24 protein-coding genes are annotated in these 25,536 nt (G+C 63.7%); 11 read left to right on the forward strand and 13 right to left on the reverse strand.

What is annotated here, in order from left to right:
* The first annotated feature begins 89 nt into the window (after positions 1-89).
* The 9 genes from C9427_RS24485 (at position 90) to C9427_RS24530 (ending at position 8,416) form a co-directional block, all read left to right on the forward strand.
* The gene (locus C9427_RS24485; protein ID WP_107651641.1) at positions 90-917 is read left to right on the forward strand and encodes an AraC family transcriptional regulator; all 828 of its coding nucleotides are present in this window, start codon (positions 90-92) and stop codon (positions 915-917) included.
* Positions 918-1,030: 113 nt separating this feature from the next.
* A complete protein-coding gene (locus tag C9427_RS24490; protein ID WP_107651642.1) occupies positions 1,031-1,474 on the forward strand; it encodes an SRPBCC family protein in 444 nt (147 codons plus the stop codon).
* 16 nt (positions 1,475-1,490) lie between these two features.
* On the forward strand, positions 1,491-2,312 hold the full coding sequence (locus C9427_RS24495) for an FAD binding domain-containing protein (protein WP_107651643.1): 822 nt from the start codon (positions 1,491-1,493) through the stop codon (positions 2,310-2,312).
* Positions 2,313-2,369: 57 nt separating this feature from the next.
* A complete protein-coding gene (locus C9427_RS24500) occupies positions 2,370-2,852 on the forward strand; it encodes a (2Fe-2S)-binding protein (protein ID WP_107651644.1) in 483 nt (160 codons plus the stop codon).
* 10 nt (positions 2,853-2,862) lie between these two features.
* A complete protein-coding gene (locus C9427_RS35265) occupies positions 2,863-4,230 on the forward strand; it encodes a xanthine dehydrogenase family protein molybdopterin-binding subunit (protein WP_107651645.1) in 1,368 nt (455 codons plus the stop codon).
* A 1-nt stretch (position 4,231) separates the two neighbouring features.
* Positions 4,232-5,236, forward strand: a complete 1,005-nt coding sequence (locus C9427_RS35270) for a xanthine dehydrogenase family protein molybdopterin-binding subunit (RefSeq protein ID WP_107651646.1) — start codon at positions 4,232-4,234, stop codon at positions 5,234-5,236.
* A gap of 9 nt (positions 5,237-5,245) precedes the next feature.
* Positions 5,246-6,142 (forward strand): AAA family ATPase, encoded by an 897-nt coding sequence (locus tag C9427_RS24515; protein WP_107651701.1) that lies wholly within the window; start codon positions 5,246-5,248, stop codon positions 6,140-6,142.
* Positions 6,143-6,395: 253 nt separating this feature from the next.
* Positions 6,396-7,529, forward strand: a complete 1,134-nt coding sequence (locus C9427_RS24525) for a vWA domain-containing protein (RefSeq protein WP_107651647.1) — start codon at positions 6,396-6,398, stop codon at positions 7,527-7,529.
* Complete coding sequence (locus C9427_RS24530) at positions 7,529-8,416, forward strand: amidohydrolase family protein (protein ID WP_167434471.1); 888 nt, start codon at positions 7,529-7,531, stop codon at positions 8,414-8,416. The genes C9427_RS24525 and C9427_RS24530 overlap by 1 nt, the downstream gene beginning before the upstream one ends.
* A 39-nt stretch (positions 8,417-8,455) precedes the next feature.
* Here C9427_RS24530 and C9427_RS24535 read toward each other — a convergent pair whose 3' ends face one another.
* From C9427_RS24535 to C9427_RS24565, 7 genes are all read right to left on the reverse strand, one after another.
* Positions 8,456-8,863, reverse strand: coding sequence for a carboxymuconolactone decarboxylase family protein (locus C9427_RS24535; protein ID WP_107651649.1), 408 nt, complete (start codon positions 8,861-8,863; stop codon positions 8,456-8,458).
* A 44-nt stretch (positions 8,864-8,907) separates the two neighbouring features.
* The gene (locus C9427_RS24540; RefSeq protein WP_107651650.1) at positions 8,908-10,404 is read right to left on the reverse strand and encodes a sugar ABC transporter ATP-binding protein; all 1,497 of its coding nucleotides are present in this window, start codon (positions 10,402-10,404) and stop codon (positions 8,908-8,910) included.
* Positions 10,404-11,459, reverse strand: coding sequence for an SMP-30/gluconolactonase/LRE family protein (locus tag C9427_RS24545; protein WP_107651651.1), 1,056 nt, complete (start codon positions 11,457-11,459; stop codon positions 10,404-10,406). Before C9427_RS24545 ends, C9427_RS24540 begins: the two co-directional genes overlap by 1 nt.
* Complete coding sequence (locus C9427_RS24550) at positions 11,456-13,579, reverse strand: ABC transporter permease (RefSeq protein ID WP_107651652.1); 2,124 nt, start codon at positions 13,577-13,579, stop codon at positions 11,456-11,458. Before C9427_RS24550 ends, C9427_RS24545 begins: the two co-directional genes overlap by 4 nt.
* Before the next feature lie 84 nt (positions 13,580-13,663).
* Positions 13,664-14,689 carry a sugar ABC transporter substrate-binding protein gene (locus tag C9427_RS24555; protein WP_107651653.1) on the reverse strand — a complete coding sequence of 342 codons (1,026 nt, stop codon included), beginning with the start codon at positions 14,687-14,689 and terminating at the stop codon, positions 13,664-13,666.
* 59 nt (positions 14,690-14,748) lie between these two features.
* Positions 14,749-15,735: an ABC transporter permease gene (locus tag C9427_RS24560; protein ID WP_107651654.1), complete on the reverse strand. Its 987-nt coding sequence runs from the start codon at positions 15,733-15,735 to the stop codon at positions 14,749-14,751.
* A 291-nt stretch (positions 15,736-16,026) separates the two neighbouring features.
* A complete protein-coding gene (locus C9427_RS24565) occupies positions 16,027-17,460 on the reverse strand; it encodes a DHA2 family efflux MFS transporter permease subunit (protein WP_107651655.1) in 1,434 nt (477 codons plus the stop codon).
* 179 nt (positions 17,461-17,639) lie between these two features.
* On the opposite strand from C9427_RS24565, the gene C9427_RS24570 reads away from it, so the two are divergent.
* Positions 17,640-18,641, forward strand: a complete 1,002-nt coding sequence (locus C9427_RS24570; RefSeq protein ID WP_107651656.1) for an ornithine cyclodeaminase family protein — start codon at positions 17,640-17,642, stop codon at positions 18,639-18,641.
* The gene (locus tag C9427_RS24575; protein ID WP_107651657.1) at positions 18,638-20,119 is read left to right on the forward strand and encodes an HAL/PAL/TAL family ammonia-lyase; all 1,482 of its coding nucleotides are present in this window, start codon (positions 18,638-18,640) and stop codon (positions 20,117-20,119) included. The genes C9427_RS24570 and C9427_RS24575 overlap by 4 nt, the downstream gene beginning before the upstream one ends.
* 31 nt (positions 20,120-20,150) lie before the next feature.
* On the opposite strand, the gene C9427_RS24580 is transcribed toward C9427_RS24575, so the two are convergent.
* The 6 genes from C9427_RS24580 to C9427_RS24605 all read right to left on the reverse strand — a co-directional run bounded on the left by C9427_RS24580 (position 20,151) and on the right by C9427_RS24605 (position 25,492).
* On the reverse strand, positions 20,151-20,951 hold the full coding sequence (locus tag C9427_RS24580; RefSeq protein ID WP_107651658.1) for a 3-methyl-2-oxobutanoate hydroxymethyltransferase: 801 nt from the start codon (positions 20,949-20,951) through the stop codon (positions 20,151-20,153).
* A gap of 35 nt (positions 20,952-20,986) precedes the next feature.
* Positions 20,987-21,301, reverse strand: coding sequence for a MocE family 2Fe-2S type ferredoxin (locus C9427_RS24585; protein WP_107651659.1), 315 nt, complete (start codon positions 21,299-21,301; stop codon positions 20,987-20,989).
* A 32-nt stretch (positions 21,302-21,333) separates the two neighbouring features.
* On the reverse strand, positions 21,334-22,422 hold the full coding sequence (locus C9427_RS24590) for a fatty acid desaturase family protein (RefSeq protein WP_107651660.1): 1,089 nt from the start codon (positions 22,420-22,422) through the stop codon (positions 21,334-21,336).
* An 87-nt stretch (positions 22,423-22,509) separates the two neighbouring features.
* Positions 22,510-23,691, reverse strand: a complete 1,182-nt coding sequence (locus C9427_RS24595; RefSeq protein ID WP_107651661.1) for an aldose 1-epimerase family protein — start codon at positions 23,689-23,691, stop codon at positions 22,510-22,512.
* A 10-nt stretch (positions 23,692-23,701) separates the two neighbouring features.
* Positions 23,702-24,484, reverse strand: coding sequence for an ATP-binding cassette domain-containing protein (locus tag C9427_RS24600; RefSeq protein WP_107651662.1), 783 nt, complete (start codon positions 24,482-24,484; stop codon positions 23,702-23,704).
* Between the two features lie 3 nt (positions 24,485-24,487).
* A complete protein-coding gene (locus tag C9427_RS24605) occupies positions 24,488-25,492 on the reverse strand; it encodes an ABC transporter permease (RefSeq protein WP_245437162.1) in 1,005 nt (334 codons plus the stop codon).
* Between the last annotated feature and the right edge of the window lie 44 nt (positions 25,493-25,536).

Consider the following 25,536-nt stretch of genomic DNA (forward strand, 5'->3'; position numbering starts at 1 on the left):
GCGCATGCGCCTTGACGTGGACCCGAACTGGACCGCAGTATCCCCATTGCAGGCGAAGGGAGGCCAGTCGCCTGCGGGAGGATATACCCATGACGGAAGCGATCAGGCTCTACTGGGGCCGGTTCGGACATGTTTCTGTCCTGAACGTCGCCAGCGACTTCGTCACCCATGCCCATGTCGAGGCGCATATCATCATCTGGCTGGAGGGCACGGCCGGCGAGATGACCATCGGCCGCGAGACTGTGCGGCTCGGACCTGGTACAGCCGCCGGCATCAATTCCTTCCAGCCGCACAGCCACGCTCTGTCGCGCGACGGTACGCCCGGACTGTTCCTCGCCTTCTACATCGATCCGGACTGGGCCCGCCGGCGCCGCGACCTGCCATCATCGGCGCCGCTGTTTTCGACCCCAGCGATCACGCTTGAGCCCTGGCTGCACCAGGCGGCAGCCAATCTGCTCGACCATTTGAGCGACAACGAGAGCATCGACGACATCGCCAACTACGAGATCGAACGCTTCATCGACAGCGTGCTCGATGCCGCCGACGCTTCGGCGCCGCAAGCAGTGCGCGCCCGTGTCAACACCATGCAAGACTTCCGTGTCCGCAAGGCGATCCAGCTGATGAAGGCCAATGTCTGCGAGCGCATCTGCTTCGATGACGTCGCGCGCAGCGTCGGCCTGTCGCGGCCGCACTTCTTCGCGTTGTTCAAGGAGCAGACCAATCTGACGCCCAACGTCTACTGGAACACGTTGCGCATGGAGGAAGCGGTACGGCAGTTGCAGTGGTCCGAGGCGCCACTGATCTCGGTTGCCTGCAACCTCGGCTTCACCACGCAGGGCAATTTCTCGCGCTTCTTCCGCGATCATGTTGGCGTCCCACCGACGCTTTATCGGGAAGCGGCGCGGGCGATAGCCTGAGCCGCGTGGCTCATTTTTCAGACTCCTTGATAGGTGCTCAAGACGCATTGATAAGCGCTGCCGAGCGCACCGCCCTATCCTCCCCAGCAGCAAATTTGCAAGGGAACATCCATATGGCAAAAGTAACCATCTCCAGCGTCATCGACGCACCGGTCGAAAAGGTCTGGGCGCGCATACGCGACTTCAACGGCCTGCCGGGCTGGCATCCGCGCATGGTCGAAAGCCATATCGAGGACGGCAAGGATGCAAGCACGATCGGCTGCGTGCGCAATTTCCAGCTCGCCAGCGGCGCCCGCATCCGCGAAAAGCTGCTCGATTTCTCCGACGACAATTTCCTGGTCAGCTACTCCATACTGGAGACGCCGCAGCCGCTGACCAACCACAAGGCGACGTTGCAATTGCGGCGCGTGACAGATGGCGACCGCACCTATGCCGAATGGACCGCGACCTTCGACGCAGCACCCGAAGAAGCCGACAAGCTGGCCGAAGGCATGGGCGCCAATGTCTTCCAGGGCGGCTTCAATGCCCTGAAGAGCCATTTTGCTGGCCAGAGCTGATAAGCAGGAGCATGCCATGGCGCTTGCCCTCCAGACTTTCTCGACGGTGAAGGACGCCAATGCGGCGTTGAAGGCCACCGGCACCCGTTACCTCGGCGGCGGCACGCTGGTCGTGCGCGCCGCCAATGAAGGCGACGTCTCGATCTCCAGCTTCGTACGCTCGACAGAACCGTCGCAGTCGGCCATCACCGTTTCTGGCGGCACGGTACGCATCGGCGCCTCGGTGACCATGGCGGCGATCGCCCGTCATCCTGATCTTGGCACCCTGACCCGCGCCGCGCGCGCTGTTGGCGGCCCGGCCATCCGCAACATGGCGACCGTCGGTGGCAATCTCTTCGCGCCGACGCCCTATGGCGATTTCACCGTCGCGCTGCTGGCGCTGGATGCCACCGTCAGCACCGATGGAGGCGACCTGCCGATCGAAACCTTCCTGGCCAAGCGCGACGGCAGTCACGCCATCGTCACCTCGGTTGGCTTCGCGCTTCCACCACAAGGCGGCTTTCGCTTCCTGAAAGTGTCACGGATCAAGCCCAAGGGCATCTCGGTGCTGAGCATTGCCGCGGTGCTGGAACAAGCAGCGGACGGCACGGTCTCAGCGGCACGGATCGCGCTTGGCTGCATGGCCGACCGGCCGATGCGCGCCAAGGCGGCCGAGAAGGCCTTGCTCGGCAGGAAACTCACCAGTGACGGCATCGCACCGGCACTGGCAGTCGCCAGCGAGGGCACCTCGCCGACCACCGATCCGATCGCCAGCGCCTGGTATCGCGCGCAAGTCTTGCCGGTCCATCTCGGCCGGCTGCTGCTTGGCCAGGTCGCAGGCATGGAAACAAAGGCTTAAGCCCGTTGGGGGCGCGCGTCTGTCCGACAAGTTCGGGCAGGCGCGCAAGGAGGAACGATGGCAAAGGTCCCGGTTCAGTTCACGCTCAACGGCGCGGAAAAGGCCGAATTCATCGACAGCGGCACGACGCTGCTTCACGCCTTGCGCGACAAGATCGGCGATACCTCGCCGAAAGGCGGCTGCCACCAAGGCACCTGCGGCGCTTGCTCGGTCATCATCGACGGCGAACTCCGGCTCTCCTGCCTGACGCTGGCCGAGACCTGCAACGGCGCCGCGATCACCACGACTTCGGGGCTGTCGGAAGGCGGCGTGCTGCATCCGCTGCAGCGCGCCTTCCTCGACGCCTTCGCCACCCAATGCGGCTTCTGCACGCCGGGCATGATCATGGCGGCCAAGGTGCTGCTCGACCATACGCCGAACCCCAGCCGCGACGAGGTGGTCGAGGCGCTGTCGGGCAACATCTGCCGCTGCACCGGCTACGAGCCGATTATCCAGGCGGTGCTGACCGCCGCACGGTCCAATTCGCAGAACGCGGCTTAGGGGAGCAGAGATGGAACTGCGCAAGAATTATTTCGCCGACCAGCGCAAGGACGATCTGCACGAGATTGGCCAGCCCCGGCCGCGCTCGGATTCGCCTGGCCACGTCACCGGCAAGACCGCCTATTTCGCCGACCGCAACTTTCCCGGCATGCTGCACTTGAAGATGGTGCGCAGCCCGCACCACCATGCCCGGATCCGTTCGATCGACACGTCGGAGGCGGAAAAGCATCCGGGCGTGGTGAATATCCTGACGGCCAAGGACGTGCCGCACAATGTCTACACCATCCTGATCCTGATCCAGATCGGGCCGGAGGACGAGACGGTGTTGGCCGACGGCAAGGTGCGCTGGAAGGGCGAGGCCGTGGTGGCGGTTCTGGCCGAGACCGAGCGCGCCGCGCAGGAGGCGGCCGCCAAGGTCAAGGTCGACTACGAGGTGCTGCCGGCCGTGTTCGACATGGAAGAGGCGCTGAAGCCCGGCGCGCCCATCGTCAACGAATATCACGGTCAAAACCACTACCTCTATGACAGCGGCGAATGCCGCAAGGTCCGCTTTGGCGATGTCGAGGCCGGTTTCGCCGGCGCCGATCACATCCTGGAACAGACCTACCAGTCTTCGCCGATCGAGCACGCGCCGACCGAGACGACCGGCTGCATCGTCGCGCCCGAAGGCAATGACCGTTTCACCTGCTACACCAACACGCAAGCGATGTTCTTCACCCTCGACAACGCCTCGATCATCCTGCAGATGCCCGGCAACAAGCTGCATTTCGTCGGTGGCACCGTCGGCGGCGGCTTCGGCGGCAAGGTCGACGTCATCGTCGAGCCGATCGCCATCCTTGGCGCCAAGCTGACAGGCCGTCCGGTCTCCTTCATCTACAGCCGCGAGGAGGAGATGCAGATCTCCTCGCCCCGCGCCGCCGAAAAGGTCGTCATCAAGGACGGCGTCATGAAGGACGGCCGCATCGTCGCCCGCAAGGTCACCGGCTACACCGATGCCGGCGCCTATTCGCGCCACTCGCCCTACGGCGCGCAGAAGGGTGCCGGCCACTATCCCGGCCCCTACACCATCCCCAATGTCTGGATCGACACCTACTGCGTCTACACCAACCGTACGCCTTCCTCCGCCATGCGCGGCTTTGGCGTCACCATCGGCGATTTCGCGCTTGAGGTGCAGATGGACAAGCTCGCCCGGCTGATCGGCATGGACCCGCTCGAATTCCGTTTCGTCAACGCCTATCGCGACGGCGACATGAAGGCGCATCGCCAGCCGACCGAGGGCGCTGCGCTGATCGAATGCATGCAGGAAGCTTCGCGCGCCGCCAACTGGCCGGTGGCGGAAAAATACATGGCCATGTCCTCCTACGCGAAGGGAGCTTGAGATGGCGATCAGGCGCGGACGCGGCGTCGCCGCGATCAACTATCCGACCGGCATGAATCTCGGCGGCGACCCGACCCAGGCACTGGTGCATTCGACGCCGACCGGCAATTTCATGGTGACGCTGTCATCAGTCGATCTTGGCCAGGGCATGAAGCAGATCATGGCGCAGATCTGCGCCGAGACGATCGGCGTGCCGACCGACCGCGTCGTCGTCGACACCGCCGACACCGATACCGGCCCGCACTGCATGGGCACCTTCGCCTCGCGCGGCACGCACCGCGCCGGCAATGCAGTCATCCAGGCAGCGAAGGAGGCGCGCCAGGTGATGCTGGAAGTGGCTGCCGAGGAGCTGGAAGTCAACGCTTCCGACCTCGAGACCGACGGCCAGGGCAACATCCTGGTCAAAGGGGCGCCGCAAAAGTCGATCTCGATCTTCGATGTCGCGCTGTCGGCGCATTTCAAGCGCGGCCGCTCGATCTCCGGCCGCGGCATGTTTCTTATCCCCCGCTCCTATCCGGAGAAAGAAACCGGCGCGATGAAGCCGTCGACCTGCTATGCCCATGCCTGCACGGTGGCCGAGGTCGAGGTCGACGACGAGACCGGCGAAGTCACCGTGCTGACGGTGAAGAACGTCTTCGAAATCGGCCGCGCGCTGAACCCGAAAATGGTCGAGCAGCAGCTCGTCGGCGGTTCGTGGATGGGCATCAGCCACGCGCTCTACGAGACGACGGAGCCCTATTATCCCAACCGCGACCATGGCGGCACCGACTTCAACCAGTACCTGATGCCGGGTCCCGGCGACCTCGCCGAAACCCAGATCATCGTGCTGGAACGACCCTCGGCCGATGGCCCCTTCGGCGCCAAGGGACCGGGCGAAATGTGCGCCAACCCGCAGATTCCCGCCGTGGCGAACGCTGTCTTCGACGCGGTCGGCGTGCGCATCGACACGCTGCCGATCACGCCCGAGCGCATCCTGCGGGCGCTGAAGGCGCAGGCGCCGAACTGAGTGCTGGAAATGCCGAAGCCAAATGCCCCGACGGCAAGCGCCGAGACCATCGCAACCTCGCCGGAAGCGGTGGCAGAGCGCCTTGCAGCATCGCGTTATCTCGCCGACGAAAGCCTGGCGACCGCGATCTTCCTGGCGATAAGGCTGGGCAAGCCGCTGCTGCTCGAAGGTGCGCCGGGCGTCGGCAAGACGGAGGCAGCGAAGGCGATCGCCGAAGTGCTCGGCCGGAATCTGGTGCGGCTGCAATGCTATGAAGGCATCGACGCCGCGCATGCGCTCTATGAATGGAATTACCAGCGCCAGTTGCTCGCCATCCGCCACGCCGGCGAGCATGAAATCGATATCTATGACGACCGGTTCCTGATCGCGCGGCCGCTGCTGCAGGTGCTGAAGGCCCCGGAGGAGCGCGTGCTGCTGGTCGACGAGATCGACCGTTCGGATCACGAGTTCGAGGCGTTGCTCTTGGAATTCCTTTCCGATTTTCAGATCAGCATTCCTGAGAGAGGTACTATTCGCGCAACGGCGCAGCCGATCGTCATCCTGACGTCCAACCGCACGCGCGAACTGGCGGAAGCGCTGCGCCGTCGCTGCGTCTACCACTGGATCGACTATCCCGACGCCGGGCGCGAGGCCGAGATCATCATGCTGCGTGCCGGCGACGTTGCCGAGGCTACGGCGCGCGCCGTGGCGGCGGCCGTGCAGACTATCCGCGCCCGTCCGCTGGCCAAGCCGCCAGGCATCGCCGAAGCGGTCGAATGGGCCAATGCCGCCACCATTCTCGAAAAAGGCGGCAGCCCGTGGCCGGAAGCTTTTCGCCGCGCCATCGGAGTGCTGATCAAGGACGAGGAAGACCTCTCCTATATCGCACCAGAGCTCGGCCGGATCGTCGAGGAGGCGCTGGCGTGACACGCGACGTCAACGACCCCTTCGCCCCGTTCACAGCGGGGCGGCCGAATATGGATCGACCTCACCGACGCATTCGGCAACGCTGGCGGGACAGCACCCCCCTCTGTCCTGCCGGACATCTCCCCCTCAAGGGGGGAGATCGGCTATCATCCCGGCTTTCGCTAAGCGTTGCAGATCTGAGCGAAGCGCCGAAGCTGCCAATCTCCCCCCTTGAGGGGGAGACGTCCGGCAGGACAGAGGGGGGGGCGAAGGAATGATGCGGGGAGAAAGCTTACCCCGCGCCGCGGCGCCTATGCTCGGCTTCGGCCGGCTGCTGCGCCACTACGGCTTCCCGGTTGCGCCAGAGCAAGTATCCGGCTTCATGCAGGCCGTGACGCTGCTCGGGCCACGCTCCATTGCCGACATCCGCGAGGCAGCACTCGCCACGCTGGCGCCGACGCCCGATCGCCGCGACGAATTCGAGGCGCATTTCCAGAGCTATTTCTACGGCAACACATCTGCCGTGGTCGAAGGCGATACGGATGAAGAAACCCGCATCAAGGATGATGGCGGCGCCAACGAGGACCAGATCGAAGCGAAGCAGGATGAAGGTGGCGATCTGTCCTCGGCCGTCGAACAGTTGAGCACACGTGACTTCCAGCGCGACGATGCCAAACTGACCACCTTTCGCCGCAAACTGGCGTCCGCCTTGCCCGCCCGCCGCTCCTTCCGCACCGTGCGCGCCCATTCGCGCGGCAAGCTCGACCTGCGCCGATCGCTGCGCGAAATCGTCAGCGCCGATGGTGACGTCCCCTCGCCGCTTTTGCGCCGCCGCCAGACCGTGCCGCGCAAGCTGCTGCTGCTGATCGATGTCTCCGGTTCGATGAAGCTGCACACCTCGGACTACCTCAAGCTGGCGCATGCCGCCGTGCAAGGCGCGGACCGCGCGGAGATTTTCACCTTCGGCACCCGGCTGACCCGCATCACCGGGGCGTTGCGCATTCGCGACTGCGACCAGGCGCTGGCCCGCGCCGCCGCGCAGGTCGACGACTGGGATGGCGGCACCCGCATGGGGCCGACACTGCTCGCCTTCCTTTCGGTGCCGCGCTTTTCGGCCTTCGCGCGCGGCGCGGCGGTCGTCATCCTCTCTGATGCACTGGAGCGCGGCGACCATGCCGAGTTGGAGACCGCGATGCGCCGTTTGAGCGCCCGAGCCTTCCGCTTGTCGCTGGCGACGCCGCTGGCCGGCGACCCGCGCTTCCGGCCGGCAACTGCGGCCCTGCGTGCCATCCTGCCGGTGCTAGACGATCTCGTCGATGGCTCGTCGATCTCGGGTCTCACCGATTTCATCCTGTCGCTCGCCCGCCCCGCCGCGGCGGCCGCGGCAATCTGGAAAAGGGTTTCATGATGCAGAAGGCGATCGACGCGCATTTCCACATCTGGCGCCAAAAGGACCAGCCCTGGCTGGTCGGCCCGATGGAACCGCGCATCTTCGGCCCCTATGAGCCGATCCGCCGCGACTATCCGATCGAGGAATTTTTGGCCGACCAGAAAGGCGCTGGCGTCGAAAAGGCGGTCTATGTCCAGACCAACTGGGCCAAGGAGGATTTCGAAAAGGAAGTCGCCTTCCTGCAAAAAACCGCCGACGAAACCGGCTGGCCGCATGCCATCGTCGGCTATGCCGACATGACGGCGGACGATGTGCGCCCCCAGATCGACCGGCTGAAAAAATACCCACTGCTGCGCGGCGTGCGCATGCAACTGCACTGGCATGAAACGCCGGCCTTCCGCTTCGCCACCTCAGCAGACCAGGTCATCGACCCGAAGGTGCGGGCCAATGTGGCGCGGCTGAAAGATTATGGCCTGTCCTTTGACCTGCAACTCTTCCCCGCCCAGATGAAGGACGGACTGACGCTGGTTGGCGAGAACCCCGACACCAATTTCATCCTCACCCATGCCGGCATGCTGACCGGCATGGAACCGGAAACCATGGAAGCCTGGAAGGCCGGCCTGCGCACGCTGTCTGCGGTACCCAACTTCTACGCCAAGCTGTCCGGCCTAGGCACCTTCGTCCACCGCAACGACCCGTCGCTGATCGCCTATATCGTCGACAACGCGATCGATATTTTGGGCAGCGACCATCTGATGTTCGGCTCGAACTTCCCGATCGAGAAACTGTGGACCAGCCACGCCGAACTGATCAAGGCGCATCGCGCGGCGGTGGGCAAGCATGGCGGGGCCGCCGAAGCGGATATCTTCTGGAACACGGCGGAGAAGGTGTATCGGCCGGTGTGATTGCCTCCCCTTCTCCCTTGTAGGAGAAGGAAGAACGCCTCACTTCACCTCGAACTCCGGGTCCACCGGGATCTGCATCGCGGTAACCATCTGGTTGGTCTGCCCGGCCAGCCCGATGATCGAGACCAGCTCGCCATGCTGCGCGTCGGTCATGCCTTTGGCGCGCGCCGCAGCAGTGTGCGAATGGACGCAATAGGAGCAGCCATTGGCGGTCGAGACGGCGATGTAGATCATCTCCTTGGTCAGCGGGTCGATGGCGCTCTCGGCGACCATCACCGCCTTGAGCTGTTCCCAGACCCGCTTCAACGAGGCCGGATCATTGGCCAGCCCGCGCCAGAAATTGTTGACGAAGTCGGATTTGCGCGTCGCGCGGATGTCGTCGAACACCGCCTTCACGGCGGGAATCTTTTCCACCTCGGCATCGCTGAGAAGTCTTGTAGTGGCCATGGTGGACTCCTTTTCGTTTTGATTCTGCGTGCGAGGAAATGCAGCTAATGCACGGCCGCGTACATGATCTTTTCCTCCGTCGCCTCTGCCGGCGAGAATTCCTCGACGATGCGGCCCTGCCGGCAGACCAGGATGCGGTCGGACAGGTTCATGATCTCGGGCAGATAGGACGAGATGACGACGACGGCGAGGCCTTCGTCGGCCAGCCGGTTGATGATCTGGTGGATTTCGGCGATCGCCCCGACATCGACGCCGCGCGTCGGCTCGTCGAAGATGACGATGCGCGGCTGCTGCACCAGCCCCTTGCCGATCACCACCTTCTGCTGATTGCCGCCAGACAGCTCGACCACGCGGGCATTGTCGTTGATCGCCTTGATGTTCAGCGTCCTGGTCCATTCGGCCGAGAGCGTCCGCATCTCATGCGCGTTGATGACCCAGGCTTTTTCGCGCCCCGCCGCCAAAAGCCCGCCGAACAGGTTCTCGGCGACGCTCATCGTTTCGAAAATACCTTCGCTCTTGCGGTCCTCGGTGACATAGACGATGCCGTCCGCCACAGCCTCGCTGGGCACGAGATAGCGCACGGGCTTGTCGTCGAGTTCGATCGTGCCGCCGCGCAGGAAATCGCGCTTGTGGATACCGGAGACGATCTTGAAGGTCTCGGTGCGGCCCGAACCGATCAGCCCGAAGACGCCGGTGATCTGGCCCTCGAAGATCGAGAAGGAGGTGTTGCGCACGACATTGCCCATCGAAATGTCCTGCACCGACAGCACTTTCTTGCCGGCCTTGCGCAACCTGGCCTCGTCGCGCTGCTGGTAGAGCTGTCCCGACAGCGTCCGCCCGACCATCGCGGCTATGATCCTGTCGCGGTCGAAGGCCGATGCGTCGTCGGTGATCACCAGTTCACCGTCGCGCAGGATGGTGATGCGGTCGGCGATCAATAGCGCCTCTTCCAGCGCGTGGCTGATGAAAACGATCGAAACGCCGTTGCCTTTGAGCCGGCGGATCAGCGCGAAGAAGTGCCGCTTCTCCTCTGGCGTCAGGGTGGCGGTCGGCTCGTCGAAGATGATGATCTCGGCATTGTGGTGGACGGCGCGCGCGATCTCGACCATCTGCCGCTTGGCCGCGCCCAGCGTCGCCACCATGGCATTGGGATCGACAGGAAAGTTCAGCGACTGCAGAAATTGCTGCGCCGAGATGTAGGTGCCGCGCAGCCGGTTGAGGAATTTTTCCGTGCCGAGATAAAGGTTCTGCGCCACCGTCATCGACGGCACCAGGCTGGTCTCCTGGAAGACCATGGCGATGCCGGCTTCGAGCGCCGCATGTGGCGAGGCGTAGGCGATCTCCTGCCCCTTGTGGATCATCTTTCCCGAGGTTGCGTCAACGACGCCGGCGATGATCTTGGTCAGCGTCGACTTACCCGCACCGTTCTCGCCGAGCAGCGCATGGATCTCGCCCTTGCGCAGATCGAAGCTGACGTTCTTGACCGCGGGCACGCCGCGATAGGTCTTGGTCACGTTTTCAAGGCGGACGATCGGTTCCATCAGAACCCTCCGGACGCAAGATCGATGGCGAGCAGGCAGTCGCCGCCCTTCGAGGCAATGAACAGCCGGCCATCTCTCTCCGTGGCACTGCAAATGCCATGGCGCGTGCCGTTGGCGCGGCTGTGCAGGCTGAATTGCGGCCGCATGTTCCGGTCGAGCTTGACCACCAGCCCGTAGGAACGGCTGGGCGACCATGGCTTGTGGATGCCCATGGTGCGGATGCCGCCGCATTGCAGCGGCTCGAGGAAACTGCGGTTGGAGGCCAGCGCCGGCGCGATCCAGAATTCGGGCGGCACCTCGGCGATCATATCGTCGCGATAATGTGTTTCCTGCAGCACGAACTCGATCAGCCGGTTACGCGGCGCAAACAAGGTCAGCCAGGCGCCGCCGTCGGCGGATGATGACAGCCGGGAGGGATAACCGGGCAGATGCGCCAGTACCGTCGAGCGGCTGCCGATCGTGCCATCGAAACGAAGGAGCTGATGGTGCCAGCTTTCGCTGACCAAAACATCCTTGCCCACCGGGTGCAGCCCATAGGGAAAGGCGATGCCGCCGGCGATCTTGCGGAAGTCGCCGCCTTGGGGTTCGCGCCTCCACAACGAGCCTGACGCGCCCTTCTTCATCAGGTCGGCGGCCCATTGCGCCGGCGCATGCTCGGCCGAACCATTGGCCAGCCACAGCGTTCCGTCCGCCGCATAGGCAAGCGCCGTGATGCAGCGGATTTCGGCGGGAAGCACTGTCTCCTTGCCGGCGACCAGCAGCTTGCCGCTTTCGAGGCCGACCGTGAGGTCGCCGGAATGCGACACAGCGAGCGCGGTGACGGGAGACGGGAATGTCTCGATCACGGCAGGTTCGGCTCCTCCGGCAATCGCAAAGACGCCATTGCCGCTCGAAGCCAGCAGGCGGTCGCCCGTGGCGGCCAGATTGTCGGGCTCGATCAGTACGGAAAAGACCGGCGCATCGTCCAGCACCGTGTTCGGCCGAAAGGCGCCGTCGAGCGGCGGGATGGTCACCGCCTTGCCGCGAAAGATGTCGAGGATCGGATCGAGTATCATGATCTCGTCCCCCAGTAGGAGGCCGGGCTGGTCCAGTTCGGATCGGCGCCGGGAATTCTGTAGCGGCCGATGCGGTTGTTCAGGATGCCGCCGACGAAGAGATAGCCCTTGTGCTCGCGCATCGAGGTGACCATCGGGTGCGCGGCGCCCGAAAGGTCCCCGAGCGCCTCGACGATGCCGCCCGTCTCGTTGAACTTGACCACGCCGCCGGTGTTGATGTTGGGAAACAGCCACTCGTCCTGCGGCAGGCGACGCGTCATGCGCTTGCGCATGTCGGGATGGCGCAGCGAGAGATCGAAGCTTGGCGTGCGCATGCCGAGCCAGGCCATCCAGTAATTGCCGTCGGAGGCACGGTTGATGTTGTCGGGATAGCCCGGCATGTCGCGGATCACGCACTCGGCGGTGCCTGCCTTCGGCCCTTCCAGCCAATAGCGATGCACCCGGCAGGCCCAGCTTTCGGCGAAGAACAGCGACGTGCCGTCATGCGCCATGCACACGCCGTTGGTGTAGCGATAGCCGTCGAGCAACGTTTTCGTCGAACCGTCCTTCGGATCGTAGACGAGCAGCCGCCCGGTGGCGCGGTTTTCGATCGAATCCAGCGCCCAGTCATGGGCGTCGTAGCGCTTGGTCGAGTCGGTGAAGTAGATACGGCCGTCCGGCGCAATGTCGCAATCGTTGGGATCGCGCAGCCGCGCATCGTCGACGATCGAGGTCCACGAGCGCGACGTCTCGGCCGACAGCTGCTTCACCTCGCGCTGCGGCGACACCGAATAAAGCCCCATGGCGCCGACGCAGCTGATCAGATTGCCTGATTTGTCGAAGGCCAGACCCAGCGGAAAACCGCCAATATGAGCAAACACTTCCGAGCGCTTGTAGTCAGGTGCGAAGAAGCGAACGATCTCACCGTGACGGGTGCCGCAGTAGAGATGATCGTCGCGGTCGAGGATGACGTCCTCCGGACCCTCTAGCTCGCCGAGCCCTATATGGTCGGCACCCGACAGCCGGTTGTCGAGTTCGTAAGGCGTGCCGGAGCCGGCGGCGGCCGACTGCGTCGCACCCATCCTGAGATAGACCGGCGCGACATAGACCTCGTTCAGCACCTTGTCGCGGTTCTTCAGCCAGCGGATGTCGATGGTGACCGCGACGGCCAGCATGATGCCCAGCACCATCTGGTTGGTGCCGGTGCCGTAGCCCAGCCGGATCAGCCCATTGGTCATGGTCAGCACGATGATCGCGCCCATCAGCCCCTTGACCACCGAGCCGCGCCCGCCGCCCAGACTGACGCCGCCGACCACCGCCGCCGTCAGCGCCATGATCTCCAGGTTGAGGCCGGTTCCCGGCCCTGCCCCGCTCAGCCGGCAAGCGATGAGAAAACCGCCGAGCGACGCGCAGAAGCCGGAGAACACATAGGTCATGAACACGGTGCGGCGCACGCGAATGCCGGCATTGTGCGCCGAGCGCCGCGACCCGCCAACCGCCAGCACATGCCAGCCGGGCCGTGAACGCGTCAGCGCGATATGGGTGATGACAGCCAGGATGATAGCCGCCCATACGGCGACCGAAAGACCCCAGAAGGTGCCGTCGCCGATGAAATCCAGCACATCCGATGTGGCGCTGGAAAGCTGCACGTCGGCGGCATAAGTGGTGACCAGTATGTCGAACAGAGCCCGACCGAAGATGAAGGTGACGAGTGTCGTCAGGAAGGCGCGCAGCCTGAAATAGCCGATGAGGTAGCCGTTGATCGCCCCGAACAGCAGTCCGGTGGCGATCGACGCTGCAAGCGCCAGCCATACCGACTGTTCGAGGATGAAGAAGACATAGACCGCCGAAAAGCAGGAGAGCGCGAAGATCGAACCGACCGAAAGGTCGATGCCGCCGCCCAGCATGACCACGGTCATGCCGGTGACGAGCAGCGAGAATTCGCCGAGCTGGCGGGTCGAATCTTGCAGCGCCGTCAGCTTGAAGAAGCCTGGAATGAGCGAACCGAACACGCCGAGCGTCGCCACCAGCGCCAGGAACGGGATGGCGTTGTCGGTCCAGCGCTTGGTCAGGATCTCGCCGACCAGATGGTCGGGCACGAGATTGTAGCGCCAGGACTGGAGGCGTTCACGAAAGGACATCGGGCTACTGCTGTGATTGCATGAGGATACGAGGTGGCTGGATTGTTCCGGCCACCTCGTTGAGGCTTGTCTTGAACCTGCGGTTTACTTCGCCGCCGCTTCGGCCTGCAGCGCCTTCAGGTCCCAGCAGCTGTCGGGCTTGAGATCGGCTTTGGTCGTCGCCTTCTCCAGCGTGTAGATATAGGTCTTCGACGTGCCGGCCGGCTGCCCGCTCTGCAGCAGGAACTTGATGATGGCGTTCATGTCGCCCGACTGACGGGCAAGGTCGGTCATGACAACCGCGCCATAGGTGCCGTCCTGCAGCTTGTCGCAGTCGGCGGTCTTCTCGCCGCCGCCGGTGGTGACCAGGAACACCTTGCCCTCGAGCTTGGCGTCACGGATAGCGGCGGCTGCGCCGGTAGCATCGCCGTCCCAGAAATCGATGATGGCGCAGATGTCAGGGTTCTGCTGCAGCATCGTCGTCGTCACGTTGCGCGAGGTCGTGGCATCCCAATTGGAATCCGGCTTGGCCACGACCTTGAAGTCGGGGTTCTTTTCCAGCACCTTCATGATGCCGGCATATTGGTAGAGGCTCGACGAATTGGCCTGGTCACCCTGCACCAGCCCGAGCTTCTTGGAAGAGTTCGGGCCGCAGCCCTTGATCGCAGCTTCGGCCTCGAGCTGGCCGAGCCGGTCCCAGTCGCTGCCGACAAAGGCATCGGCGGGAAAGTTCGCTGGATTGTCGACCAGCAGCACATAGGTGCCGGCGGCCTGTGCCTTCTTCATCAGCTTGGCATAGGAGTTGAGGTCCGGCGAATGGATGATCAGCACGTCCGGCCTGGTGTCCGACGAGATCGCGTCGGTGATCGCCTGCGCGCCCGCATCGACCACCCAGTTCGGATCGCGTGTTTCGAAGGTGCCGCCCCAGGCATCGACCTCCTTCTTCAGGAAATGCGCCCAGCCCTGTGCCAGGTCGAAGCCCATCGCCATCGGGATCAGCATCACGCGCTTGCCCTTGAGCGCCTGCGAATAGGCGGCGGGACCAGGATCCTCGGCGGCAAAGCTTGGTGCGATGAAGGCCGAGACGGCGAATACTGCCGCTGCCGCCATAAATGTCCTGATGATTTTCATGTCACATCCTCTGGTTGGTTATGATTGTTCGCGGCCGGCCCCAACCGTCCGCGTCGGTACTAGATATCGCCCTGCTGGGCGGTCTGCTCGTCGCGCGGATTGATGAAACCGTCGACGATGATCGCACCCAGCAGGATCGCTGCCTTGATCAGGTTCTGGTAAAGCAGCGGTATGTCGATGATGGTCATGGCGTTCAGCAGGATGCCGATCAACGCCGCGCCGACCAGCACATTGCGCACCCCGCCCCGGCCGCCCGAAAGCCCGATGCCGCCGATCACCGCCACCAGCACAATGTCGTAGAGCAGCGTGGAATTGACGATGCGGGTGTTGATCGAATGCAAGCTTGCCGCCGTCAGCAGCCCTGCAACCAGAGCCACGAAGGCCGAAAGCACGTAGCGCAGCACCAGCATCGGGCGCACCGGAATGCCGATGTTGCGCGCAGCAACCGGGTTGTCGCCGGCGAAATAGATGTAGCGGCCCCATTTGGTAAAGCGCAGGAACAGGAAGAAGACGAAGGCCAGCCCGGCGAAGATGAAGACCTCGATCGGGATGTCGAGGAAACGCAGGCCACCCAGAAGCTCGACCCAATGTCCCTGAGGCACCGGCACGGCGTCCTGCGAGATCAACTGCGAACGCACATAGCCGAAGACGAAGGATCCGGTGGCGAGCGTGACGAAGATCGCCGGGACGTCAGCATAGGCGACAAGAAAGCCATTCAAGAGCCCGATGGCGAGAACGCCAGCGAGCACATAGGCGAAAGCCAGCCCGTCTGGCATTCCTGAATTCAGCAATTGCAGATACCAGGCAACCGACATCGCCATGATCGCCACGGCGGACAGGTCGATGCCTCTGCCGATGATGACGATCGCCATGCCAAGCGCCAGGATGCCCAGCACCGACACCGAGCGCACGATGGCGACGAGATTGTTCGGGTCGATGAACCCCGGCAGGCCGATCGCGGCGGCCGCGAACAGCACGACCGCAATGGCAAAGACAATGCCTTCCTGGTTCAGGCTCCTCCAGTTCGGCCAGCCGATTGCATTCATTGCCCGGTGTCGCTCTCGCCCAAGATGGCTACGCCCTGCTCCCTCTGCGGCCATCCGAAATGGAAGCTAATCGGCTCAAGACCAATTCGTCAAATGAATCCGCGTCCAGAAGCGCGGCGCGCGGCGATATTCGCCAAGTGGATGCATCGATTGCCCAGGTTGGCGCAATGGCCGGAAACTCCAACACTTTTGGCAATTGATTATCAGGATCGAAACAACGCGCGAAACGCCTGCTCCAGAACGAAAGGAGCATGGGGAATTTATGTCTGCGATTGGCGGAAAATTTCGATTTCAGTTCCGCGGCAGATGGCCCGAAACCTCGGCGCCCGCGGCCGGCGGCAGCGTCAGGAAGCGGAACGAGGCCACCAGTCCGACGGCACCGATAGCCAGAAAGGCGAGACGGAAATCCACGAGCTCGAGCACGGGCCCGCCTCTGGCGATCTGCGACAGGTTGAGCAGCGCCGCCGCCACCGCCACGCCGAACAGCATCGCCACCTGCTGCAGCATGCTGGACAAGGTCGCGGCCGAACTGCGCTGCTGTGCTGCCACGTCGGCGAAGGCCAGTGTGTTGAGCGCGGTGAACTGCATCGAACGCGTCAGCCCGGCGATCAGCATCAGCGCCACCACCAGCACCTGCGGGGTCCGCGGCGAGATCGCCGCGCAGGCCATGATCGACAGCGATGCGATCACCCCGTTGACGATCAGCACCGGACGGAAGCCGAAACGCCTCAGCGTTGGCGTCGTCACCGCCTTCATGCCGAGATTGCCAAGGAAATAGGCCAGGATCATCAGGCCGGCATCGACGGGGCTGAGGCCGAAGCCGACCTGGAACAGCAGCGGCAACAGGAACGGCGTGGCGTTGATGGCGACCCGGAAGATCGTGCCGGCCGTCAGCGTCGATATGGCGAAGGTCTGCACCTTGAAAGCGGAGAGATCGAGCAGCGGATGTTGAGTACGCGCGAGATGCCGCACCGCCACCCAGCCGACGAGGATGCCCGCGCCAACCAGTGCCACGGTCGGCAAGGCGCCATCTTCCGGATGCGCGATGCGCTCGAGGCCGTAGAGCATTGATGCTAGTCCCACCGACGTCAGCAGGAAGCCCGGCCAGTCGAGCGGCCTGGTCTCGGCTTCACGGTCGCCGGGGATGAAGCGGGCGACCAGCGCCAGCCCGGCCACGCCGAGCGGAATGTTGATGAAGAAATTCCAGTGCCAGGAGAGATAGGTGGTGATGAAACCGCCAAGCACCGGCCCGATCACTGGCGCGAACAGCGCCGGCCAGGTGATCAGCGCCGTGGCGTTGAGCAGCTCGGATTTCGAGGCGTTGCGCAGCACCAGAATGCGGCCGACCGGCGTCATCAGCGCGCTGCCCAGCCCCTGCACCGCACGTGCGGCGACGAACTGGGTGAGGTTCTGTGAGATGCCGCAGGCAAATGACGCCAGCGTGAACAGGGCGATGGCGATGAGGAAGATATTGCGCGCGCCAAAACGGTCGGCGAGCCAGCCGGACAGCGGCACGAACACCGCCATGGTCAGCATGTAAACGGTGATGCCGATGCTCATCGCCACTGCCGGCACGCCGAAGGATTGGCCCATCTGCGGCAGCGACGTCGAGATGATCGTCGAATCCAGGAGCTGCATGAAGAAGGCAACGGCGACGATCAGCGCCACACGGCGCGCCTGTGTCGCGCTTTCGGGCAAGGCTTCGTTCTCGGGAATGGCGGTCATGAACGGAACTGTACGAACTCTTCCCATGCCACTGGGAACCAACAAATTGTCCGGCAAATCGATGACGGACCGGTTTGAACAGCATTTGGGCGCTTCGTCCAGAGAAGGACCAACAAACTTTCGTGTCGCGTCGCGGCCTGTTATGGGATGGCTGGGGCCTCCTTGGAAACCGCGCACGCATGAAACCAATCTACATCGACTACCTCAACGCCCTCGACATCGAAGCCCTTGCAATGACCGATGCCGAGATCATCGCTGCGGTCGAAGCCGGCCTGGTGGCGCAGGGCAACGGCCAGACGGTGATCGAGCCGCGCGTCCATCTCGAGCCGGACCCGTCCTTCCACGGCCATTTCAATGTCTTGCGCGGCTACGTCGCGCCGTTGGATGCGGCCGGCGTCAAGATCGTCGGCGACTATGTCGACAACTATTTGCACGGCCTGCCGTCGGAATTCGGCATCCTCAATTTGTTCGATCCGCGCACCGGCACGCCGCGCGCCATACTCGACGCCACCGTCATCACCGATATGCGCACCGGCGCCGTCACCGCCATCGGCGCTAAACATCTGGCGAAGAAGACGTCGAAGGTGCTTGGCCATATCGGCGCGCGCGGCACCGCCTATTGGAATGTGCGCCTGCTCGACCATCTCTTCGACTTCGACGAGATCCGCGTCCATTCGCGCCGGCCGGAAAGCCGCGACGGTTTTGCCGCGAAGCTTGCGGCCGACCTCGGCAAGAAGGTCACGGCGGTTGCCGACTGGAAAAGCTGTGTCGAGGGCGCCGACATCGTCGTCGAGGCCTCGCGCTTGCCCGAACCGCAGCCGCTGCTCAAAACCGAATGGATCAAGCCCGGCGCGCTGGTGGTGCCATATGGCACGATGAGCGCGGTGGAGCTGTCCTTGACCGATATCATGCAAAAGATCGTCGTCGACGACTGGGGCCAGTGCAAGGGCGGCAAGTTCGGCTCGCTGCGTGCCCATGTCGAGACCGGACGACTGAGCGAACAGACACTGCACGCCGAACTCGGACAGATCGCCGCCGGCCTCAAGAGCGGGCGTCAAAGCGACGGCGAGACCATCCTGTTCTGGCATCGCGGCCTGTCGCTGTCCGACATCGCGCTCGGCAAGGCAATGCTGGCCAAGGCGCAGACACAAGGCATTGGCCAGAGACTGCGCTTCGCATGAGCGCGCTCGTCCTGACCGGCGCCGGTGTCAGCGTCGAGGATGTCACCTCGGTCGCCCGCGACGCGCGGAAAGTGGACGTCGTACCCGACGTCATGGAGCGGCTCGACAAAGCGCGAAAGGTGCTCGATCGGGTCGCCGCTTCCGGCCAGCAGATCTACGGGCTCAACACCGGGCTCGGCGCCAACCTCGGCACTTCGGTGGAGGGCGACGCCAGCGCGTTCCAGCGCCAACTCCTGGAGGGACGCAGCGGCGCGGTTGGCGAAGTACTGCCGGTGGAGACCGTGCGGGCAACGATGTTCGCCCGGGCTGCGATGCTGTCGGCCGGCGGCTCCGGCCTGTCGCCTGCCGTGTTTGACGGGCTGGTCCAGGCGCTCAATGCCGGCGTCCATCCGGTGATGCCGTCGCTGGGCTCGATCGGCGCCGGTGATCTGGTGCTGATGACCGCGATCGCACGCGTGTTGATCGGCGAAGGCGAAGCCGACTACCAGGGCCGGCGCATGCCGGCGGGCAAAGCGCTGATGATGGCGCGCCTGGTGCCCGTAAGCCTTGCGCCCAAGGACGGGCTTTCGCTGATCAACGCGTCCGCCGTTTCCACTGGCAGCGGCGCGTTGGCTGTGGCCGACGCACTGTCCGCCCTCGCGCAGCAACAGCAGGCCGGCGCGCTGACCATGGAAGCGCTCGGCGCCAATCGCACAATCCTCGATCCGCGGCTGCAAACGGCGCGACCTGCTGCCGGCCAGCAACAGGCCGCAAAATCGCAACGCGATCTACTGGCGCGCGAAGAGACGCTGACGCCGAAGACCCTGCAGGATCCGCTATCGATCCGCTGCATGCCGTCGATCCACGGCGCGCTGATCGAGGCGATCGGTCAGGCAAAGCGTGCCGTCGAGATCGAACTCAATGCCGCCGCCGACAATCCGCTGGTGCTCGGCGACGACGGCATGGTGCTGTCGACCGGTAATTTCCACACTGCGTCGCTGGCGCTCGCCTTCGAGACGCTCGGCCTCGCCATCGCCCAATGTGCAGCGGCTTGCGCCGCCCGCTTCATCCAGCTTACCGGCTCCAGCCGCAACGGGCTGCCTAAATATCTGTCGCCGGTCGGCGGCGCCTCGGCCGGTTTCGTGCCCTTGCAAAAGACTGTGGCGGCGATCCTGGCCAGCATCCGCCACAAGGCCAATCCGGTGATGCTTGACTTCTTGCCCGTCTCGGAAGGCGTCGAGGACCATGCCACGCAAACGCCGCTGGCGGTTGCGAAGTGCGCCGAGATGATCGTGCTGTGGCGGCGGCTGATCGCCTTCGAGCTGATGGCCGCGGCACAGGCCGTCGATCTGCGTGACGGTTTGGTGCTGGCGCCGGGAACAAGCGCGATCCATGCCGCTGTGCGCGCGCACGTATCGAGCCTTAGGGAAGACAGGCCCCTCGGACCGGATGCCGAACCGCTTTACGCCTCGCTCGCCGGCGGCGCCTGGCAGGCGTAGCAGCGACCGACGGGCAACAACGTAGGGGCGCTCAGCCCGCGCCGACCTTCTTCATGAACAGGCTGAGTTCGTTGGGGTCCATGTGCACGATGTGCCTGTCTTCCGGGTAGGCGCCGCTGTTGACGTCGGCGACATATTCGGAGAATGCGGCGACGCGTTCGGCTTGCAGGCGATCATACTCGGCGGCGAAATTGCGGTAGACCTTCGAATGGCGGGGCATGTGGCCGCGGTTCTGGCCGAGTATGTCGTCGGCGAACAGATATTGCGCGTCGCAGCCAGTGCCGGCCCCCATCGACAGCATGATCAAAGAAGTGCGCTCCGAGATTGCCTTGGCCACCTCGACCGGCACCACTTCGATCTCGGCGCCAACAGCACCGGCGATCTCCAGTTGCTTGACAGCCTCGAATATCTGCATGGCGGTGTCGGCGGTCTTGCCGACCGCCTTGAAGCCGCCGGTCCAGGTCGCGCGGGATGGAATGAGCCCGACATGGCCGATCACCGGAATGGCGTCGTCAGCCATCCGCTTGATGGTGGCGTAGCCGGCGCTGCAATAGACCGCATCAGCGCCGGCCTTGTAGAGCCGGAACGCCCAGCGGACAAAGTCGTCTGATGTGCCGATCTCGTAGAAATTGTCCCCCGGCATGGTGAACAGGCTGGGCGCGGCATCGCGGTACTCAGGGTTGAGCACCAGCTCCGGTGGCACCGAGACGATATCGACGCCGGCCCGCTCGGCCGCCTCGGCCTCGTCCATCGTCAGCACGCGCAGCATCGTCAATTGCCGCTTGCCCTTGATGGCGCGCAGGTCAGCGATCGTGGGTCTTTTCCGGCTCATCGTTTTTTATCCCCTTGTGATTGCTGTGAAGTGGCTCAGCCGATCTGGATCAGCACCTTGCCGGCCTCGACCTTTACCGGGTAGGTCATCAGATTGACGCAGACGGGCGCCCCCTTGGCCTGGCCGGTCTTGTAGTTGAAACGGCCATTGTGCTTCGGGCATTCAATTATGTCGTCCATGACCAGCCCGTCGGCCAGATGCGCCTTCTCATGGGTGCAAAACCCGTCCGTGGCGAAGAACTCGTCGTCCGGCGAACGGTAGATCGCAAAGGTGCGGCCACCGTAATCGAAGCGAATGACGTCCTCTTCCTCGACATCGTCCACAGCGCATACCTCCACCCAATCGGCCATCTCTATCTCCTGAATCACTGCTTCCGCGCAACCTATTCCGCGGCCGCCGACATGTTCACCTCGTGGAACTCGCCGCGATAGGGCCGTGCCGTCGGCGGCAGCTCGCGCTTGAGGAAGTGGTCCTCGTACTTGAGCTGCTTCAGCAGGACTGGCCAGACCTCACGATAGGCATGCCAGGTCGACGGGTTCGGCACGGGCAAATCGTGCTTGATCAGCTCGTGCAGCCTGGGCAGCGCGTGATAGGGCACCATCGGGAACATGTGATGTTCGACATGGTAGTTCATGTTCCAGTAGATGAACCGGCTGATTGGATTCATGTATACGGTGCGGGTGTTGAGCCGGTGGTCCACGACATTGTCGGCAAGGCCGATATGCTGCAGCAGACCGGTCATCACCATGTGCCAGCTGCCGTAGAGGCGCGGCAGGCCGATCAGCATCAGCGGCAGGAACGACCACATATAGAGGGCGAGTGCTATCGTCACGACATAGATGGCGATATGCCAGCGCGCGGCGGTGACGACCTTCGGCAGCTCCATCTCCGGAATGAAGCTTCTCTCGTCGGGCGAGATCTTGCCGAACGCGTTGCGCACCAATGTCGGCAGCGAATAGCGGAAATCGAGGATGCCTATGAAGGCAAGTGCTGCACGCAGCAGGTCCGGCGGCCGCATCACCGCGATCTCGGCGTCGCGCCCGACGATGATCGTGTCGGTATGGTGGCGGGCATGGCTCCAGCGCCAGGTCACCGGGTTGCGCATCAGCATGAAGCTGGCGATCTGGTAGACCACATCGTTCATCCAGCGCGTGCGAAAGGCAGTGCCATGGCCGCATTCGTGCCAGCGCGAGTCGCTGGAGGAGCCGTAGAGCACGCCGTAGACGAAGAAGAACGGCACGCACCACCAGCTACCCCAGAAATAAATCCCGCCAGCGGCCGAACCCAGAATGGCCACAATCCAGATAATCGTGTCGCGGATCGCTGGACCGTCGGAGCGCTGCATCAATTCCTTCATCACCTTGCGGGGGACATCGGTGTGATACCATTCGGCCGAGGCCAGTCCGGTTTCGATTGCCCTGCGCGTGCTTTCGCCGACCAGGCTGTAATCGCGCTTTATCTTGTCAGCCATTGTGACCTCCAAATCCTGATGGCTGCGAGCCCTCCCCGCTCCGGCCAACCTCGCAACTGGTGTTTTTTTGCATCGTCTTCATCACCATCACGACCTGCCACCGAGCACCGGAAAATTGCCTGACGGCTGCGGATAGTCCTGCTGCGGCTGCCTGGCGATGCCGGCGATCCGGCGCTCCGCCGCGGTAATCTCGTCAGCGCCGTTCAGAACGCGGAACACAGCATCGTAGGAGCGGCTCTCGCCGTGCTCCAGCCAGATCATCTCGCCGCGTTCGCGGGCGGCCAGATTGCCAAGCACATGATGCGTCGAGGGTTCTATCCCCAGCGCATACTGTCCGGCCTGGAAGTTCTGCCACTCATAGGCACAAGGCAACTGGTCCTTGCGGGTGACGACTTCAAGCCCGAGGCCAAGGCGATCGTTAACCACCGCCACCGGTACCTCGCCCTTGGCGTCGGCGCCAAGCTCATGCTGCCAGACCTGCTCCTGGAAACCCAATTGCGGTGCCGGCATCGTGCGGTAACCGACCTTCTGCGCCTCGTAGCGGTCGCCGGCATGTCCTGCCCACACAACATCCCGGATCGGCGCCAGATAGCGCGATCCTTCGTCGAGCACGGGATGGCTGACATTGATGTGGTAAAAGTACATATGCGGCGTGCGGTTGAAGCCGTGATTGACGACACGGTCCGACAGCCGGATCTCGTTGCCGCCGACATCGGCCTCGATCCGCCGCAGCAGATGCAGATCCTCGCCGAACACCGTCGATTGCTGGACGATGGCCTCGGCCCATAGGACGCAGCGATCGCCATCCCAGGCCTCGCCATACCCGGTCAATCTGGCCGGAATGGTGCTGATACGGCCGTGCAGCGAATGGCGCACCGTCTTCTTCGGCGGATAATTGTAGCTGTCGGCCGGCACCTCGTTCATGACAAGGATGTGGTCGAGGCCGCAAGTGAGCAGCAGGCCCGAAAACGACCGCGCCCAGGCCAGCCCCTCCTCGCCCTCATACTCATGCAGGCCGGGATGGCGAAAACCGCTCGGCGAATGCCAGCCGATCGCCTGGCCCCTATAATCGCAATCAGCGATATCGAGCGCCCGGTCGACGAGTGCCGTGAACCGCAATCCCGAGCCGGTGCGGAACTCCAGCATGCGGATGCCGCGCTCAAGGCCGTCGCCAAGCGTCATCAGGCGCACCCCGGCAAATTGCGACAGCATGCCGGAGCGTTCCGAAACCTGCCGGCGCGATAGCGTCCTGCCGTAAAGCTCTACCATGTGACGGCCATCACTTTGTTCTCGTCTCTCGCAGCAGGGCCGACATGTCGGCGCCAGTGATGATGCTTTCCACGGTCAGCAGGTCGGTATCGGCGACCGTCTGCTCGGCGACGATCTCGCCGCGTCGCATGACGATGATGCGGTCGGCGACCTGGAAGACGTGGTGGATATTGTGGGTGATCAACAGCACCGAATGGCCGGCATCGCGCACCTCCTTGACGAAGCGCAGCACGCCATGGGTTTCCTCGACGCCGAGATTGTTGGTCGGCTCGTCGAGGATGATGACCTTAGCGGCGAACTGCATGGCCCGCGAAATGGCGATCGACTGGCGCTCACCGCCCGAAAGCGTCGAGACCAGCGCGTCGGCGTCGAGCTTTTTCGAAATGCCGACGCGCTTCAAAAGCGCCGAAGCGGCATTGCGCAATTTGGCGAGAGCGAGCGGCGCGAACACGCCCAGCCATTTCAGATTGACCGGCTCGCGGCCGAGGAAAAGATTGCGCGCGATGCTGAGATCCGCCGCCAGCGACGTGTCCTGGTGGATGGTCTCGATGCCGAGATCCATCGCGTCGCGCGTCGAGCGGATGGACACCTTCTGTCCCCGGACATAGATGTCGCCGCGGTCGACGGGAAACACGCCGGAGATCGCCTTGATCAGCGTGGATTTGCCGGCGCCATTGTCGCCCAGCAAGGCTACCACTTCGCCCTCATTGAGCGTGAAGGACGCGCTCTTCAGGGCACGGACGCTGCCGAAGGACTTTTGCAGATTCTGTAACCTGAGCACTTCCTGGACCATCGGTCAGCTCCTTGCTGCGTTTTTCTGCAGCAGAGCGTGCAGGATGAGCATGGCGAGGATGATGACGCCGACGAAGATGTTGTAGGCAAGCCCCGGCACGCCGATCAGCACGATGCCGTTGCGGATGGCGCGCAGCATCAGCGCACCGACGATCGTGCCAAGGATGGTGCCGCGCCCGCCGGTCAGCGCCGTGCCGCCGACCACCACCATGGCGATCACTTCGAGCTCGTAGCCGGTGCCGGCCACCGGCGAGGCAGCCGAGATGCGGAAGGCGCTGATCATACCGGCCAGACCCGCCAGCACCGAGGTCAGAATGAACAGCCAGATCTTGACCGCATCGGCCGGCACGCCACGCGCCACCGCCGCGTTGCGATTGGAGCCGATGGCGCTGATCCAGTTGCCGAGCTTGGCGTAGCGCAGAATGTAGATGGCCAGCAGCGACAGGCCGACGAACCACCACAGCGAGGTGTAGAAGCGGAACGAGCCGATATTGAAGCTGCCCGCAAGCAGTGTGACGAAGAAGCCGGGCTGGTCCCAGGATTTCAGCGGAAACCCCTGCGTGATGTAGAGCGCGGCACCTCGCACCACGAGCAGCATCGACAGCGTGACCAGGAAGGAAGAAATGCCGATCTTGGTGACGATGAGGCCGTTGATCGCCCCGATCGCCACGCACAGAATGAGCCCGGCGAGCAGCGCGACACCGATGCTGACCTCGCCATTCTGCACCAGCAGCATGACCACCACCGGCGCCAGGCCGAAAACGGCGCCGACCGACAGGTCGAATTCGCCTGCCGTGAGAAGCAGCGTCATACCGAGCGCGATGATGCCGAGTTCCGGCAGGAACGCCATCATGTTGGAGATGTTGAGCGGCGACAGGAAATTGGCGTCGGCGATGGCGAACACCGCCAGCAGCACGATGAGGATGATGAGCGAGGAGAATTGCGGCGAGCGGATCAGGCTCGACCTGCGCTTGGCCCCGGGCATTTCCTCTTCAGCGGCAATAGTCATGACTGCTTGAACCATACGTCAGAGCGACGCCCGCCGCCTGCGCG

The sequence above is a fragment of the Mesorhizobium helmanticense genome (assembly GCF_003034915.1).
Classification (GTDB): Bacteria; Pseudomonadota; Alphaproteobacteria; order Rhizobiales; family Rhizobiaceae; genus Mesorhizobium; species Mesorhizobium helmanticense.